Here is a 16,487-nt window from a genome sequence, read left to right as displayed (position 1 = left end):
ATTAACACTAATTTTTTAGTCTGTCAAGTATTTTAATCAATATTTTCCACAGCGCTCTTGCGATACATTTTTATAGATCTTATCAACAATAAAACTATCACTACAAGCATCAATCCAAATGATATTCCTATTTCCAATAGCTTCACATCATTCAATAAAAATCTAACTGGCATCAAGGTTGCAGATGAAAAAGGCACAAACGATAATATTTTAATCAAAATATCGCTGTCTTTCCCTAACGAATTGATTATTACGAAGAATAATCCAACGAGCACCAAAAATATTGGAACTATTAGGAAATTAACTTCTTCCGCTCTTTTTACAGCAAGTCCAAGAATTTGGAACAATATCAAATACAAAACAAATCCAAATACTACAAACAAAAGTATAGTCAACAAGAATTTTAGACTCAAAGTATTTGTGAAAAACGTCCATATGCCTTCTGGATAATAGTTTTTATTGACAAATATTCCGACTATTCCCGCAATAATAAATATAAAGTATTGGATTATTCCCAAAACTGCTGAACTTAAAAGTTTACCAAATACAAACACACTTGGCTTTGCAGATGATAAGAGCACTTCAATTGTCTTGTCTTTCTTTTCTCTTGAAATATTGTTGCTCATAACACTTCCATAAAATAGTATCATCAAATCGAAAAGAATAACAAAAACTATTGAAAATACAAATGAATGTGACCTGTCTTTATTCAAAACTTTTTCTGTAAAATTAATCTCCGCTTTTGAATTTTTCTCAATTATTCCAGGATCTACTCCATTATTAATTAAACTTTTGTCGTAATTATACTTTTCCAAAGTCCTTGTGAATCTTTCGGAATGATCGTCCATAAATTCTTTGTTTTTGATATAAGAATTGAACTTCGTTGGACTTTCTACTACAAATCCTATATTGTATTCACCATTTTCTACAGCTTTTTTTACATCAGCCTCAGATGTAAGCACATCTTTGCTATCCAAACCCATTATAGTCTTCAAATATTCAACATCAATATCCTTATTAGATGAATAAATGCATGTGTTTTTGAATGTAAGTGCATTGATATCAACGGTTGCGTTTTTATTTGCCCCCGCATTGGCGTTATTAAAAATAGATGGCATAAATCTTGGCAAAAAAGACAAAGCAAACACCAATACCGTAATTACCAATGTAGCTATCAAGTAAGAATTGTGTCTGATTATGGAGTTAAATTCAAAATTAAATACTCTACTAAATTTTTTCATTATTCTCTAACACCAACCTTTGACACAAACACATCTTGAAGACTAGGTTCGTATTGACTGAAACAATTGATGTCGATTTGATTTAACATCATAAATTCTAGTATATCTTCTTTGGTTACATTCTCAGTAAGTCTGACCAAAAGCTTGAATTCTCTGACAACAGCATCTGGATATATCAAATTTTCTGACTCCAATAACTCTTTTAATTCCCAAATTCCCATATTGTTTGCATTAAGTAGCATTTTTTTCTCAGCCATTGAAGTTTTGATTTCATTCAAATCCCCATTCAAAATAATTCTACCTTCTTCAATAACGCAAACATCTCTGCAAAATTCTTCTACATAACTCATCAAATGGCTGGAGAATATAACTATTTTTTGATTCTGTATAAATTCTCCAACAGCCAATTTTAGTTCGTAAGCATTAATCGGGTCAAGTCCAGAAAAAGGCTCATCAAGAACCAAAATATCTGGATCATTTAAAAGAGCAGAAATGATTTGAACTTTTTGTCTTAAACCTTTGGATAAAGTGGACAATTTTCTGTTCTTGTATTTTGCAAGGTCAAATCTGTCAAGCCAATATCTTACATTTTGAAGAGCACTTCTTCTGTCTGTTCCTTTAAGTCTTGCAAAATAATACAATTGCGTGAACACTTTTTCGTTGGAATACAATCCTCTTTCTTCTGGAAGATATCCGATATTAACTTCATTATAATTAATGGGAGAGCCGTTAATCAAAACTTGTCCACTATCAGCACTCAAAACATCCGTAATGATTCTCATAGTTGTAGTTTTTCCGGCTCCATTTCTACCCAAAAACCCAAAAGCACGTCCGCTTTCAACTTTAAATGAAATATCGGTTAAAACTTTGTTATCTCCAAAAGATTTATTCACATGTTTTAACTCAAGATTCATACTATTTACCAATTATTTCGATGTTAAATCCATCTGGATCCTTCATGAAATAAAATGTTGCAACACCTTCAAGTCCACCTAATTCATCAACTTCATAACCTAAAGATTTGTGATATTCGTGTGATTTTTTCAAATCTTCAACTTCAAAAGCCATGTGACCGTAGAAATCGCCATGAGTATAATCTGTCTTTCCGTAGTTATAAGTCAATTCGATTTCATAGTCGTGATCACTTGTCATATACACAAGTGTGAACTCATCTTCAGGGAAATCTTTCTTGCTTGTAACTTCCATACCTAAAGCTTTTTCATAAAACTCGATTGATTTTTCCAAATTAGTTACTCTGATACATGTGTGTAATGATTTATATTTCATGAATTTCTCCCCTATTTATTGACAATTTTTTCAAATTCTAATACTTTTTCTTTAAAAACTTCAAAAGCAGTTCTCAAAACTTCTTTATCTTTGATGTTTGCTCCAGCGTTTTTAAGTTGTACTAGAGGATAGTTTTTGTTACCATCTTTCAAGAAATTCTTGTAGTTTTCCAAATCTTGTTTATTTCCCGATAAAATCTTTTGTGACAAGATTGATGATGAACTAAGACCTGTAGCATACTTATACACATAGAAGTTAGTGTAGAAATGAGGGATTCTTGACCATTCGTACTTAATCAAATCATCTGATACAACACTATCTCCGAAGTATTTTTTGTTTAAGTTAAGGTAAATTTCGTTGAAATCTTCTCCAGTTAATGCCTTTTCTTCTTCAACTAATTTGTGAGTTTCTCGTTCAAATTCTGCAAACATAGTTTGTCTGAAAATTGTTGATTTGAATGAGTTGATGTGATGATCTAACAAGTATAATTTTTCATCATCATTCTTAGCATTTTTAATCATATAATCCAACAACAACATTTCATTACAAGTACTTGCAACTTCCGCAACAAATATAGTATAACCTGCATATTTGAACTCATTGTTAGCTCTTGAATAATATGAATGAATCGAATGACCCAATTCGTGAATCAAAGTAAACACAGAATCCACATCATTTGTGTAGTTTAATAAAATGTATGGATAAGAGTCGTATGATCCCCAACTGTAAGCACCTGGTTTCTTGCCATCTTTTGGATAAACATCAATCCAATTTTCTTCAAAAGCTTTCTTCATGATAGATTGATATTCTTCTCCCATTGGTTTTACAGCTTCAATCACCATTTTCTTAGCTTCTTCAAATGGAATTTCACGATCAAAACCTTTTGTAGATGGAACATAAACATCGTACATGTGGTGCTCATCTAATCCTAACAATTTTGTTCTTGCCTTGTAGTATTTGTACATGTATGGCAAGTATTCGTGCACAATGTCGATTAAATTATCGTACACAACTTCTTCAACATCGTCGTTGAATAATTCCATTTGTCTTGCACTGTCGTATTTTTTGATTTTAGATAGTATAACCAAATTTTTGATATTCGCATACAAAGTAGAGCCAAAAGTATTGTTGTACTTAGCTAATTCATCGTAATATTTTTCAAAAACTTCTTTTCTTTGTTCACGTGGAAGCTTAGATAATAGTGGAACAAAATTAGCATTTGTAAGCTTTTCATCGATTGATTCTACATAAGGAAATTCCATATCTGTGTTTTGCAAACTGTAGAAATCATTGTGAGGGCTTGACATAGCTTCACTCATAAGAGAAATAATGTTTTCTTCTTCTGCAGATAAAGTGTGTTCCTTAAATCTCAAAATCTTTTTGAAGAATATTTCATAACTTGGATTTTCTCTGATAAGTTTGTCTTGTTCATCTTCTTTTAATGATAAAACAAATGGTTCAACAAAAGAAAATCTAGATTGTAGCTTGTTGTACAATGATGACAATTCCAATTCCAATTTTACACTATCTGAAACCTTGCTATTTTCATCCTTTTTCATTGAAGCGTAAGTGTACAAATTATCCATTACTCTGTCAGTTTCGAAAAGTAAATCCAATATTTCTACGAAATTATCCTTTTCATTTTTCTTCAATTCATCAATTTTATTAATATTTTCGTTAACTAATTTAATATCTTTTTCGATTGCGTTCTTGTCCTTATACATCTTGGACAAATCCCAATTACACATAAAATCACCTCTATTTATATAATACCTCAAACACACATCAATCACAAACAAAAAAGGAATTCGTTTTAGAATTCCCTAAAATTATTTTTCAGTTATTTTCAAAATATTTTCTTTATTAAAAGCTAAAAAGAATAAGCCGATTAAAGAAAGTGGCCATCCTAAAATCCACAATCCCCAAGATAAAAGAGGTTTGTCTTCATATATTTCCAACTCATACGATTTAATAGCCCCGAATGTCAATAAAGATAACACTACATAAACAGACAAAATCACATAAACAACTTTATTCAAGCTGAAATTTGTCAAATACAATATCAACAACCAGCTGATAAATAATTCCAATGCAATATACAATATTCTTAAAATATTTTCAGAAATTTTCTTTGGTTTTCTAATATCTTGCCACCAAATACATTGTGCTAAAAATTTTATCAAGTTCTCATCTCCTCTTTATACATTGATTTGTTATATCTATACTATAACAAAAAAATCGGTCAGGCAAATCAACTGCCCAACCGAAATTTATTTCTTTTTCTTTTTGACCATCTTCAATCTGAAGAATTCTTCTCTTTCTTTTTCGGCTAAGATATCTTCAGTATCTTTGATGGATTGTTCGTATTTTGGAATTTGTATTTTATCCAACGCATTGGCACGTTTTTGAGTTTTTTTAATTTCCTTACCCAATTTATACACTGCATTTTCCATTTCAGCCAATTCGTATATAGTTTCTCTGATTTTGTTGAATGCAAGAACAGCCCTATCGAATGAGGCATTAGTTCTGAAGAAACCATATTGTGCTTCGGCTTTTGATTTTGGATATACAATATTCGGAACTTCAACTCCCATTACTGATTTGTAAATTATATCGAATTCTTTTTCGTGACTAATCGAATGGGAAATTTCTTCAAGTCTATCAGTTCCAACTGTTATGGATGCTTCTGTCAAAAGCTCGTAAGCCTCATCGAACTCTTTTTCGATGGAATCTTGAAGAGTTTGTGCCTTTTTCATAAGACCCATCATTTCTTTAATTAGGACAGTTCTTTTTTTATCCAAAAGATTGTAACCTTTTTTGGAAAAATCCAATGTCTTTTTAGCTTTTATTAAATTCCCCTTTGTAGGAGTCATCTTATAAACTGCCATATAATCACCTGTTCATATGTTGTTTTATCATTTCTGGTGATAATCTGTCCAATTCGTTTTCTGGTAATATCTTCAATAAATCCCACGCAAGATCTAGTGTTTCTTCGATTTCTCTGTTTTCATAATAATCTTGTTTTACAAATCTATTTTCAAATTCGTCTCCAAATTTCAAATATTTTTGATCAGCTTCACTCAAATCATCCGCTCCGATAATTTGTGCCAAATCTCTGACTTCTTGAACGTGAGAATAACTTGAAAATAATTGGCTACTTACATCCGGATGATCTTCTCTTGTGTATCCTTCACCAATACCATCTTTCATAAGTCTCGATAATGATGGAAGAACATTGATTGGTGGATATATGTCTTTTTGCATCAAACTTCTTTCCAAAACAATTTGTCCTTCAGTAATATATCCTGTTAAGTCCGGAATAGGATGAGTGATATCGTCATTAGGCATCGTCAAAATCGGAATCAAAGTTACAGAGCCTTCTGCATCTTTAATCATACCTGCTCTTTCGTACAATGACGCTAAATCAGAATACAAATATCCTGGATAGCCCTTTCTGGAAGGAACTTCTTCTCTTTTTGATGAAACTTCACGAAGAGCTTCTGCGTAACTTGTCAAATCAGTAATGATAACCAATACGTGATAATTTTTTTCGAAAGCCAAGTATTCCGCTGCAGTTAGTGCCGCTCTTGGAGTAATAATTCTTTCCATTATTGAATCATCAGCGTAATTTACAAACATACACACATTATTCAATACACCAGATTGTCTGAAAGTATCTTCGAAAAATCTTGCTTCGTCGTGTTTTACACCAATCGCTCCAAATACAATAGCGAAGTTATCTTCGTTTGCGCCTTTGATTTTGGCTTGACGAACGATTTGTGCAGCCAATCTATTGTGACTCATTCCAGATCCAGAAAATACTGGAAGTTTTTGTCCTCTAATCAAAGTCATCAAACAATCTATTGAACTAATTCCTGTTTGGATAAAATCCCTAGGATAAACTCTGGAAACCGGGTTGATGGCACGTCCATTTACGTTGTAGCGTTTTGCTGCGTAAATATCTCCTCCATCATCTATTGGTTGACCAATTCCGTTGAATTTTCTTCCCAAAATATCTTCTGACAAAGCTATTTCAAATGGCCTTTGTGAAAATCTAACTTTAGTATTTTGTGTACTCATTCCTGTACTGTCACCAAAAACTTGGATTGTAACAGTATCATCGTTAATATTTACAACTTTACCGACCATTGATTTATCTGATGCAGATGATTTTACTTCGACAACTTCACCAAAAGATGCTTCATTTACATTTTCAACTTCTATAATTGAACTTTCAACTTTTTTTAGTTTAATGTATTCTTTTATCATAAAATCACCTACTTTTCGTATTTGCTAATCAAATCGCTGTAAAACTCTTTGATTTCGTCATTCAAATCTTTTATTCCACTCAAATCTTCATTGGAAATTGTGTTCTTCATGGCGATAACTTTTGAATACAAATCTGCATTTTTCACTTGAGAAATAGGAATTTGTTCTTTAATTGCCTTGTGTCCTTCTTCGTATAATAATTTGATAGTTTTAAGCATTTCAACTTGCTTTTTAAGAGGAACATAAGTATCCACCTTGCTAAAAGCATTTTGTTGCAAAAATCCTAGCTTCATTACATTTGAAATATCCAAAATCAATCTTTGATCGTCTGGAAGAACATCTTCACCAACAAGCATTACTATTTCTTTTAATTTGTCTTCTTCGTATAACAATTTAAGCATTTGATTTCTCAAATCTACAACATCTTCGCCAAGTTTAGATTCGTAATAATCTCTTAATTTTTCTACATAAGAAGAATAACTACTCATCCAGTTAATAGCTGGATAGTGTCTTGAATATGCCAAGTCCTTATCCAAACCCAAGAATACATTTACGAATCTCTTAGTATTTTCTGTAACTGGTTCACTGAAATCCCCACCAGCTGGAGAAACTGCTCCGATAATTGTAACTGATCCTTCGTTGTCGTTCAAAGTTTTCACAATTCCCGCTCTTTCGTAGAACTGTGCAATTCTAGATGGAAGATATGCAGGATATCCTTCTTCTGCAGGCATTTCTTCAAGTCTTCCAGAAATTTCACGAAGAGCTTCTGCCCAACGAGAAGTGGAGTCTGCCATGATTGCCACATCATATCCCATATCTCTGAAATATTCTGCCATTGTAATTCCAGTGTAGATACTTGCTTCTCTGGCTGCTACTGGCATGTTGGAAGTATTGGCTATCAACACAGTTCTTTCCATAAGTGGCTTACCGTTATTTGGATCGATAAGTTTTGGAAAATCTTCCAATACTTCTGTCATTTCATTACCACGTTCACCACAACCAATGTAAATAATAATATCTGCATCGGCGTATTTTGCTAATTGGTGTTGTGTCATTGTTTTTCCTGTACCAAATCCACCAGGAATTGCTACAGTACCACCTTTTGCAAGAGGGAAGAACACATCTAAAATTCTTTGGCCAGTTTCCAATAAGCGATCGACATCTAGTCTTTCCTTGGAAGGTCTTGGAATTCTGATTGGCCAGTCTTGGTACAATTTTATATCTGTTAAGTTCCCAAAATCATCTTCCACTTGCATAATAGTAGTCTCAATATTGTACTTGCCATTTTCAAACACATTTTTTACAGTACCATTAACTCCAACTGGAATCATAATTTTGTGAACGATAGCTTCTGTTTCTGGAACTTCTGCTATTATTTGTCCTTGAGTAACTGTATCACCATTTTTAACTTTTATAGTGACATCCCATAATTTTTCTTCGTCAATGGAAATAAGTCCGATACCTTCTGGGATAAAAGTTGAAAATTTATCTCTTATTTCTTTTAATGGTCTTTCTATTCCATCAAACATATTTTTCAATAAACCAGGTCCTAATTTTAATGAAAGTGGTTTATTAGTGTGATAAATTTCATCGTCCTTTTTCAATCCTTCAGTTTCTTCATAAACTTGGATAACCGCGATATCATCTTCTAGGCTGATAACTTCTCCGATTAATTTCTTTTCACCGATTAACACCATTTCCTTGGCTGTGAAATCGGTCATATTTCTTCCTTTTATTACAGGACCATTAATAGAAAAAATCTTACCATTATTCATTGATATCACCGCCTGTCATTAGATTATGAATATCTTCACCCATTTCATGTTTACAATCTTGCATTTTTGACAAATAAGTGTAATCAAAATTCACCGTTTCTTCTACATCTTGAATCATAAATCCACCCAAGTAATTGTTCGCAATGGATTTGATTTCTTCGACTTTTTCTGAACTGAAATTCTTAGTTACATAATCATAATCGTTTTGTAAAACCAACAACACTATCTTGTAATCCAAATCAGTCAAGTTTTCTTCAATATTCTTGATTAATCTTTCTTTATACTCATCAGTCTTCACAAAATCCAATATTTTTTTAGTAACATTATCAAACAATTTTTGCAATACATTTTCTTTTAAAACCAAAAGCTCTCTTCTGCTTTCTTGTTCAGCAGTTCTCAATTTTTCGATAGATTTTTGTTCAGCTTTTCTGGTTCTTTTTTTCAAATTTAAATTGTATTCATCAATTAATTTTTGTTCGTAGTTTTTTAGCTCATTTTGATTAGAGTTTTTTACTTCAAGAAGTTTCTTTTCATAATCTTTTTTCTTATTTGCATAGATTATTTTGTTAAAAATATCTAATTTCTTTTCTAATAAAATCATTTCTACCTCTAATCTACCTTAATTCCTATAGACCCCTTAATGTATTTCATTAAGAAATCTTTGTCTTCAAGTCCTTTTCTTCCGGGTATTGTTACAACTAACGGCTTCTTACCCTTGTCTTTGTGTTTTGTCACTTCATCTTTTATAGTATTGAACACTTCTTCAGTGATAATGACAACGCCCAAAGTATCATCAATAGTTGCAGCCCTAAAAGCTCTCTTCATTTCAGCTTCGTTTTTCGCAACTAAACCTGTGATTCCAGCAAGGCGCATACCAAGATTTGTAACATTATCCGCACTTATAATTACGGATTTCATAATTATAATTGTTGCAAAATAAGAATTGAAATAACCAATCCGTAAATTGCAATACCTTCTGCTAATCCTACATAAATTAATGATTTACCTAATAATGATGGATCTTCACTAACAGCTCCCAATGCTGATGAGCCTACAACACCTACTGCATAACCAGTACCAATTGTTGCAAGACCTGTTGACAAAGCAGCTGCCAAAAGTCCAAGACCATTAGTTGCACCAGCAGCAGATTCTGCAAATGCAGAGTTAGGCATTAAGAATACAAATGCCATTACAAGACATGGAATTATAGCAAAAAGATTAGTTCTTAAAGCTTTTTTTAATTTTGTTTTTGATGAATCAGTGTTGTTGTATAACAAATAAACACCTGAACCTATAGTCAATAAAACTATTATTGCTGTTGAAATTAAAATAAAATACATAAATTTATCTCCTTTAAATTCTCTTTATAGTTGGTTGGAACAAAATTCCATCACCCTTAAAATATTTACTAAACAATTCATAATATTCAAGTCTCAATGATTGAATGAACACAATCAAACCTTCAAGACCCAAAATCACGATATTTCCTACGATTATCATCGCTACATTTCCAGCGTTAGTTCCTATCATCTTACCGATAGATGTAAATGCCAAGAACAAACCAACGTGGTTGATAGCAAATGCCCCTACTCTTATGAATGATACAGTTGAAGAAAACATCGAAATCAAAGTTTCAATAATTGAAAATGAACTTTCAACATAATAACCTGTAACATCCAAACCATTGTGAAGAGGTCTTCTCTTGTACAAAAGTTGCGTCAATGGAACTTTGAAAATCATGACAAAAATCACAATCAACATACACGCCGCAATCACTCCAACAGAAACAATGTGCAATTCTAATGCAACTGTTGCAGCTAATAATAAGAATAACAAGAATAGCATAAATCCTGCCAACCCTTCTTGTCCGAAAAGTCCTTCTTGCACATCTTTGAAAATGTAATTGTTACATAATCCTAAAACATAAGCCATCAGTAAAAGTACGACACCAAGTCCAATAGCTATAATCAAAACTTTGTTGATATTTTCAAATGGTTTCAAAAACAATGCCGGAATAATTCCTTCTAGTCCGAAGAAAGAACCGTAAAGAATTCCAAACACCATGGAACTTGCACCAATTCTTTCAAGAAGTCCGCCCATCATCTTATCTTTGAATTTCGCTAATAAGACACCTGCTACAAACATCACAGCGCCTTGTCCCAAATCCCCAAACATAGCACCGAACAACAACATATAAGTCAACCCGAAAAATACAGTAGGGTCGATTTCCTTGTAATTTGGAGTGCCATACATATTAACTAAAAGCTCAAACGGCTTAAAAAATTTGTTGTTTTTAAGCTTGGTGGGAGGAGTTAGTCCACTTTCATCTGCATCCAAGAAATTAATGAACATATCATCGTATGCAGATAATTTTTCTTGAACAACACTCTTAGCTGATTCAGGAACCCATCCTGCCAAGTAAAAGTAGTTTTCACTTCTTCCAAGTAAACTCTTCACATCTTCTAATTGAATCAACAAATTAGCAGAAATCACCATATCAATGATTTTGCTTTTGTTATCTCTGTAAATCTCATTCAAACTTTGATTTAATTCTGAGATTTGAGCTCCCAAGTTTTCATTTTCCAATTCAATTTTGGAAATTATTTCCTTTGGAACCTCTTTTCTTTCTTTATTAATATTGATATCAGTCCAATTCAACGATCTCAAAATTCTGTCTGTTTCAATGGACACATCTTTTGGATAAATAGCTACATAAACTTCCTTTTTGTTCTTACTTGCCAAATGAAGTACACTTGCCATGATATTATCGTAGTTTTTCTTCAACTTTAATCTATTTTCCTTAGACAAATAGCCAAAGCGATAATCGAAATACTTCATATCACACAAGCTTTCAATAGAAACATCCAAATCTTCTATCAAATACAAATCTTCCAATTCTTTTTTATTTTCATCAATTTGGTTTTCACAATCGTAGATCTTGTCCACCTTAGATTTAATAGAACCGTAGAAGTCTTTGATTTCATCTTCGTTGTACTCTCTTTTTAATCTCTCATCTTTCAAATCAATTTTGAAAATATCCTTCAAATTATCAGCAATAGAATTCAATTCCTTAACATCCCTGTTTTCAAAACCAGTAACATTATTAAACTCCATAGTTTTTTCGATATTTTCACTATTGATATTAACGATAAAAGTATTGTTTTCGATTTGGCTCAAACTATCAGTAAGTTCGACACTTCCAATATCCAACAAATCTTTTATAGTGGATTCAAGATACTTCAGATTTCCAACTACATTCATCATGTACATTTTTTCTGCTCTCAATTTACCACTTCCTTAAACTCTTCTAATCAGATAAGACTTGGACTTTTCAAAATCCAAATTAAATCTCTTAGATTCCACACTTTTTTCAATATCAAATTTTTCAAACTCAAGTAATTCGCCAATCGCAATAAGTTTCGAAATATTGTACTTATTAGTATGTAGCAAATCCATAGCCTTGAAATAAAGATATCTGTAAACTCTCCTATCCATGTACAAATCAATATCATTGTCGGTATTAACCAAGAAAGAATACTTACTTTCGGAAATAAAATTTATCAAATCATCAAAATCCATATACGAAATCTTCTTCAAATCGTCCAATTGGAACAATTTACCGCCCAAAATCGTAAAGTTGAAAATAATCTCGCTATTGATTTCATAATATTTGTTAGCTCTATAAATCCATTCCAAATTCAATAAGTCGATTTTTTCACCATAATAATCTTGGACAATCTTAGAATCTTGTTTCGATAAACCTTGACTCATCTTGATAATGTTTGAATAATAATTTCTATCCAAGTTCATCTCAATAAAAAACAAAATTCTGTGACGATTTTCTTCCTTGTACCTATCGACAATAGATTTGTATGGCTCATCTAACATATCCACAAAATCTTGAATCGTAGTCGACGAAGAAATTCGAGAAAATTTTGTATCCTTGAGAACTATAAGATTATCATTCAACCTATCGGTGTATTCCCTTCTAACGATAACACGCGCCAAAGTTTTAATATCTTCAACGACATAATACTCCAACAAAGAATTATAAAAATCCTTGTATCTGCCGTTCATATAATACTTCAACTTTTCTTCAGTTCTAATCATCTTATCATTAAGACTATTTTCAAACTGACTCACGCCCTCGTTTGCGTATTCACCCTCAATCTTTCCCAATTTCAAAAGATAATCATATTGATCCTTATTAGTATCAGCTTCTAATAATTTCTTAAAATCTTCATCAGACAAAAGCTCTGAGCTAATCTTAGAAATCTTAGTATTAAGCGCACTATATAATCTTGCAGATCCCATAATTACTCCGTAATAATGTTGAAGAATTTATCCACCAATCTATCCTCGTTTTTATCGAAGATTTCCTTCAAGTGATTTTTCTTTTCTTCAATACTTTTCTTTTGATTTTCGATATTATTGTTTTGGCTATTAATAATATCGTCATGGACAGAATTAAGTTTAGTTACAGATTCTGATTGATATTTGTCTTCAAGCTGTCTTATAGCTTCTTTTTGTTTTTTTTGTTCAGTCACAAGATCATTTTGAAAAGATTCATCCAAATCCTGTGCTTTTTTATCAATCTCAATTATTTTATTGATTACATCTTTCATAAACTCACTTCCTCACATCTAACTATTATAACCCATATAATTTTTTAAATCTAAATTGATTTTAGATATATTGTTGAATTTTTTATAAAAATTGCTATATGTATAAATGAAAACATTTTTATTATATTTTTTTGATTGCTGTAACTTTGATATTTTTAATTTACATTTTTTTATTTAAACAAAGTATAAATTTCTAATTATCTTTTTATATTTTCTTAAATGCTCGTAAAGCCTTATTCTATGTGCTTTCGAGTATTTTTACTGTAGGAAGATACTTCACGTTTCTTTGCGTATTTCCTCATGTCTTAGCTGTCAGAAGTGGTAAATAAGTAGTAAATTCATTTGTACTACTAAGCAACAAGACGCTCCTGTTGCTTCTCTTTATTCAAGCGTTTCATTTCTGCCATTGCAGAATCGAATGTTGCATGTGCGTAATAGTTCAGCGTCATGGCTATATTAGCATGTCCCATAATGTACTGTAATGCCTTTGGATTCATTCCTGCATTTGCATAGTTGGTACAGAATGTATGTCGCAAACTATGTGGAGTGATGTGTGGCAATTTATCCTCGTTATACTTATTGTATTTCTTAACAAGACCTTTCATCATGCCGTTGTAATCACTTGCCACTTTTGGATAGTTCTTTCTATTAAGAAAGAGGAAATCACTATATCCATCAATCTCAACACGCTTATCATTCTTTCGATTCGCTAACACTCGCTTAAATGCTTGATAGGCTTCTTCAACCATAGGAACTTGACGTTCGCCACTTTTGGTCTTTGGTGTTTCAATGTAGTACCCAATTTCAGTATCTCTCAATAGCTGATGGTCTATATTGACAAGACGATTCTCAAAATCTAAATCTGGAAGTGTCAAACCACCAAACTCTGAAATACGAAGACCTGTTTTTAAGAGTATCAGAATTTCATCATAATTTTTGCTGTAGGTTTTATCAGCTTTTGCAAAGGCTAACAGTTTTTCTTCCTGTTCTTCTGTTAGTACGGTCTTAGGGACAGTATCATCATCAAGAACTGCTTTCAGTTGAAAGTCAAATGGATTCTTCCGAACACAATCATCTTGTATAGCAATATAGAATGAAGCCTTTAAAGAACGTTTGTAGTTATTGATGGTTTGATAAGCATAACCATTTTCACTCATTCTAATAGCCCATTCTTTAGCGTCTGATGGCTTAATACTGTCAATACTTCTTACACCTAACTTGTCTTTCTTCAAAATATCCATAAGATATTTGCGTCCAGTTTCAGTGTTTTTTCTAACCTTTGGTCTTTGAGCGTTCTGTTTTGCGTAAAGCTGGCAGAGTGTCATTTTCTTTCCTACAACATCAATACCATCATGAATGTCTTTCTGTAACTCTGCGATTTTCTCTCTAAGTGAGATACAATCACGCTTTCCTGCTGGTACTCGGTCTGTAGCCACAAGTTTCCACGAGTAAACAAATTGCGGTTCTCCAAATGAATCTATATATTTGTATAAGTATCTTCCGTCTTTTCGTTGGCTCTCTCCAGTCTTTAAGATTCGACCTTTATTGTCACGTCTTTTTTCTGACATGGCATTTGCTCCTTTCCTTTATGGAAAGAGCCTTGATACGACTTAATACTATTTTATCATATACAAGACCCTTTGGCGACGCTAGATTGCGTCCAATGTATCTATAATTTTTTCAAATTGTTTTCGTTTAATCTGAATACGATTGCCATTCATAATCAGCCAATTTGCATTTTTATTTTCCTCTGCCAAGCGTCGTAGCTTGTTTTCGCCAATACGAAAATATTTTGACGCTTCTTCAATGGTTAGGGTATAACGTTCCCAAATAGGAATGTCAGTCTGCTTCATAAAATCCTCCTTTCCAAATCACTTATTTGGATTTCATAAAAGTTGTTTTACCAGCAATCGAACAGCTTTAGCAAAGCTCACGGGAGTTCCACCCCTGCATGGTTCTCATGTAGCCATACTCATTGCCTGCGACGGTTTTATCACGCTCGGACTATTGACTGTATGGGAGTATCATTATCACGATAAGAATGTCGTTGCAGGCAATCCTGCTAAAGATTGCTTCTCGGATCACTAACATGAATCGCTCGCTATCTTTATAAGATAGGTCATGGCGGTTAGTTCCGTTGGCTCTTTTCTTATCGAAACGTATTCGATTACTTTTATTCAGTTTTCAAAGAACAATGGCTCGTTAGCCTATCAAAACACATTGAAAGCTCAATATGCTTTGGTGGAATAACAAACCTCCCTGTTCGGGAAGCGTGGAATGGTTTAGCACGCTTCCACGAAAGGAGAGAGGATATTACTTAATTTCAAATGACAAAATCTTTGTAATCAGTCTGGTTTCCATTCTTCCACGTAAGACTTCATCAACGACCATACTTTGATTGCCATATTCATCTTTCATAAGTCGTAGGGAACGCTTCGTTATGTACCCTCTGTAATGATGTAGAATCTGGTTAATCGCTTCGGTATCGCCATCTGTTGCCTTTACAATGAGAGGAAAGGGAATCATAGGATATTGTGTTTTCATTCTTCAAATTCCTCCATAAACTTTTTAATTAAGGCTAGTCCACTGGTTCTATGCCGATAGACAGTAGAACGGTTCAATTTCAACAGGTCTGCAATTTCTGAATCGCTCATGTCCATAAAGTAAAACAGCAGTAGAATTTCACGTTTCTTGTCTGGCAACTCACGTAATGCTTCACTCAACAAATCATTTTCAACGCCTACTGATAACCCATTGAGTGTAAAAATCTGAAAGTCAGTTGAATAGTTATCTGTTGTCGCAAACTGGCTAACAAGATAATCGCCAACATCCGAAAAGGACACCTCACGCTTTGCAATCCTTGAAAGATAAAGCATATAATTCTTTCGCTCGTCTTCCATAGCACGTTTACAGATATAGTCAAACTGATTTTCTATTGTGGTCTGAAAAGAAGATGGTTTCATGTTTCTCACCCCCTTTCTGTCTAGGAAAGGAAGTGAGCCTTGCTCGTTTATCTCCTTTCACTCTTAGTCCCAATGTGAAAGGGGGATTTGTTGCATTACTGATAAATAAACTTTGTAAAAAAGTTCTGAATAGCCAAAAAAGCATATAAACAGATTTATTTCTCTGTTTACATGCTTCTGTTATTCTATCTATATGATTTATAAAACCACATTGGTGGACGTACTTATCTATTGCAGATAGACGACTTTTTTTGACAAGAACCCAATGTAAGGAAATTTATTGTATATGATGTACTTCATGGCGACGTTGACCTCCAACAAACCGCC

18 protein-coding genes are annotated in these 16,487 nt (G+C 32.8%); all 18 read right to left on the bottom strand.

All coding sequences use genetic code 11. From position 1 onward, the window contains the following. Positions 1-32: 32 nt before the first annotated feature. The gene (locus ACU68W_RS06540; RefSeq protein ID WP_094223651.1) at positions 33-1,241 is read right to left on the bottom strand and encodes an ABC transporter permease; all 1,209 of its coding nucleotides are present in this window, start codon (positions 1,239-1,241) and stop codon (positions 33-35) included. Further along, entirely contained in the window at positions 1,241-2,155 is a 915-nt protein-coding gene (locus ACU68W_RS06535) for an ABC transporter ATP-binding protein (protein WP_094223652.1), read from the bottom strand. The genes ACU68W_RS06540 and ACU68W_RS06535 overlap by 1 nt, the downstream gene beginning before the upstream one ends. Position 2,156: 1 nt before the next feature. Beyond that, positions 2,157-2,528, bottom strand: a complete 372-nt coding sequence (locus ACU68W_RS06530; RefSeq protein WP_094223653.1) for a VOC family protein — start codon at positions 2,526-2,528, stop codon at positions 2,157-2,159. A gap of 11 nt (positions 2,529-2,539) precedes the next feature. Then, the gene (pepF, locus tag ACU68W_RS06525; protein WP_094223654.1) at positions 2,540-4,276 is read right to left on the bottom strand and encodes an oligoendopeptidase F; all 1,737 of its coding nucleotides are present in this window, start codon (positions 4,274-4,276) and stop codon (positions 2,540-2,542) included. Between the two features lie 81 nt (positions 4,277-4,357). After that, positions 4,358-4,711 (bottom strand): hypothetical protein, encoded by a 354-nt coding sequence (locus ACU68W_RS06520; protein ID WP_094223655.1) that lies wholly within the window; start codon positions 4,709-4,711, stop codon positions 4,358-4,360. Between the two features lie 87 nt (positions 4,712-4,798). After that, a complete protein-coding gene (locus tag ACU68W_RS06515) occupies positions 4,799-5,416 on the bottom strand; it encodes a V-type ATP synthase subunit D (protein WP_094207409.1) in 618 nt (205 codons plus the stop codon). A 4-nt stretch (positions 5,417-5,420) separates the two neighbouring features. After that, the gene (locus ACU68W_RS06510; RefSeq protein WP_094207410.1) at positions 5,421-6,797 is read right to left on the bottom strand and encodes a V-type ATP synthase subunit B; all 1,377 of its coding nucleotides are present in this window, start codon (positions 6,795-6,797) and stop codon (positions 5,421-5,423) included. Positions 6,798-6,805: 8 nt separating this feature from the next. Further along, positions 6,806-8,572, bottom strand: a complete 1,767-nt coding sequence (locus ACU68W_RS06505; protein ID WP_094223656.1) for a V-type ATP synthase subunit A — start codon at positions 8,570-8,572, stop codon at positions 6,806-6,808. Beyond that, positions 8,565-9,173 (bottom strand): V-type ATP synthase subunit E, encoded by a 609-nt coding sequence (locus tag ACU68W_RS06500; RefSeq protein WP_094223657.1) that lies wholly within the window; start codon positions 9,171-9,173, stop codon positions 8,565-8,567. The genes ACU68W_RS06505 and ACU68W_RS06500 overlap by 8 nt, the downstream gene beginning before the upstream one ends. Positions 9,174-9,181: 8 nt before the next feature. Beyond that, positions 9,182-9,490: a V-type ATP synthase subunit F gene (locus ACU68W_RS06495; RefSeq protein ID WP_094223658.1), complete on the bottom strand. Its 309-nt coding sequence runs from the start codon at positions 9,488-9,490 to the stop codon at positions 9,182-9,184. A 2-nt stretch (positions 9,491-9,492) separates the two neighbouring features. Further along, on the bottom strand, positions 9,493-9,912 hold the full coding sequence (locus ACU68W_RS06490; protein ID WP_094207412.1) for an ATP synthase subunit C: 420 nt from the start codon (positions 9,910-9,912) through the stop codon (positions 9,493-9,495). Positions 9,913-9,925: 13 nt separating this feature from the next. Further along, positions 9,926-11,857, bottom strand: a complete 1,932-nt coding sequence (locus tag ACU68W_RS06485) for a V-type ATP synthase subunit I (protein ID WP_094223659.1) — start codon at positions 11,855-11,857, stop codon at positions 9,926-9,928. A 12-nt stretch (positions 11,858-11,869) separates the two neighbouring features. Continuing rightward, on the bottom strand, positions 11,870-12,886 hold the full coding sequence (locus ACU68W_RS06480; RefSeq protein ID WP_094208901.1) for a V-type ATPase subunit: 1,017 nt from the start codon (positions 12,884-12,886) through the stop codon (positions 11,870-11,872). Between the two features lie 2 nt (positions 12,887-12,888). After that, positions 12,889-13,197: a hypothetical protein gene (locus tag ACU68W_RS06475; RefSeq protein WP_094223660.1), complete on the bottom strand. Its 309-nt coding sequence runs from the start codon at positions 13,195-13,197 to the stop codon at positions 12,889-12,891. A 350-nt stretch (positions 13,198-13,547) separates the two neighbouring features. Next, positions 13,548-14,765 carry a tyrosine-type recombinase/integrase gene (locus ACU68W_RS06470; protein WP_001291561.1) on the bottom strand — a complete coding sequence of 406 codons (1,218 nt, stop codon included), beginning with the start codon at positions 14,763-14,765 and terminating at the stop codon, positions 13,548-13,550. A gap of 81 nt (positions 14,766-14,846) precedes the next feature. Further along, positions 14,847-15,050: an excisionase gene (locus tag ACU68W_RS06465; RefSeq protein WP_000814511.1), complete on the bottom strand. Its 204-nt coding sequence runs from the start codon at positions 15,048-15,050 to the stop codon at positions 14,847-14,849. Positions 15,051-15,510: 460 nt separating this feature from the next. Continuing rightward, complete coding sequence (locus ACU68W_RS06460) at positions 15,511-15,741, bottom strand: helix-turn-helix domain-containing protein (RefSeq protein WP_000857133.1); 231 nt, start codon at positions 15,739-15,741, stop codon at positions 15,511-15,513. Next, a complete protein-coding gene (locus ACU68W_RS06455) occupies positions 15,738-16,160 on the bottom strand; it encodes a sigma-70 family RNA polymerase sigma factor (protein ID WP_000804885.1) in 423 nt (140 codons plus the stop codon). The genes ACU68W_RS06460 and ACU68W_RS06455 overlap by 4 nt, the downstream gene beginning before the upstream one ends. Positions 16,161-16,487 lie beyond the last annotated feature (327 nt).

The sequence above is a fragment of the Finegoldia sp. P2-F-LR genome, assembly GCF_052932265.1.
This window is presented reverse-complemented; position numbering and strand designations above follow the sequence as displayed.

Excerpts from the sequence above, each read along its gene's own strand:
- ACU68W_RS06510 (WP_094207410.1), bottom strand. The coding sequence starts at position 6,797 with ATGATAAAAGAATACATTAAACTAAAAAAAGTTGAAAGTTCAATTATA.
- ACU68W_RS06480 (WP_094208901.1), bottom strand. The coding sequence starts at position 12,886 with ATGGGATCTGCAAGATTATATAGTGCGCTTAATACTAAGATTTCTAAG.
- ACU68W_RS06475 (WP_094223660.1), bottom strand. The coding sequence starts at position 13,197 with ATGAAAGATGTAATCAATAAAATAATTGAGATTGATAAAAAAGCACAG.
- pepF (WP_094223654.1), bottom strand. The coding sequence starts at position 4,276 with ATGTGTAATTGGGATTTGTCCAAGATGTATAAGGACAAGAACGCAATC.
- ACU68W_RS06470 (WP_001291561.1), bottom strand. The coding sequence starts at position 14,765 with ATGTCAGAAAAAAGACGTGACAATAAAGGTCGAATCTTAAAGACTGGA.
- ACU68W_RS06540 (WP_094223651.1), bottom strand. The coding sequence starts at position 1,241 with ATGAAAAAATTTAGTAGAGTATTTAATTTTGAATTTAACTCCATAATC.
- ACU68W_RS06460 (WP_000857133.1), bottom strand. The coding sequence starts at position 15,741 with ATGAAAACACAATATCCTATGATTCCCTTTCCTCTCATTGTAAAGGCA.
- ACU68W_RS06465 (WP_000814511.1), bottom strand. The coding sequence starts at position 15,050 with ATGAAGCAGACTGACATTCCTATTTGGGAACGTTATACCCTAACCATT.
- ACU68W_RS06505 (WP_094223656.1), bottom strand. The coding sequence starts at position 8,572 with ATGAATAATGGTAAGATTTTTTCTATTAATGGTCCTGTAATAAAAGGA.
- ACU68W_RS06500 (WP_094223657.1), bottom strand. The coding sequence starts at position 9,173 with ATGATTTTATTAGAAAAGAAATTAGATATTTTTAACAAAATAATCTAT.
- ACU68W_RS06455 (WP_000804885.1), bottom strand. The coding sequence starts at position 16,160 with ATGAAACCATCTTCTTTTCAGACCACAATAGAAAATCAGTTTGACTAT.
- ACU68W_RS06535 (WP_094223652.1), bottom strand. The coding sequence starts at position 2,155 with ATGAATCTTGAGTTAAAACATGTGAATAAATCTTTTGGAGATAACAAA.
- ACU68W_RS06530 (WP_094223653.1), bottom strand. The coding sequence starts at position 2,528 with ATGAAATATAAATCATTACACACATGTATCAGAGTAACTAATTTGGAA.
- ACU68W_RS06490 (WP_094207412.1), bottom strand. The coding sequence starts at position 9,912 with ATGTATTTTATTTTAATTTCAACAGCAATAATAGTTTTATTGACTATA.
- ACU68W_RS06495 (WP_094223658.1), bottom strand. The coding sequence starts at position 9,490 with ATGAAATCCGTAATTATAAGTGCGGATAATGTTACAAATCTTGGTATG.
- ACU68W_RS06515 (WP_094207409.1), bottom strand. The coding sequence starts at position 5,416 with ATGGCAGTTTATAAGATGACTCCTACAAAGGGGAATTTAATAAAAGCT.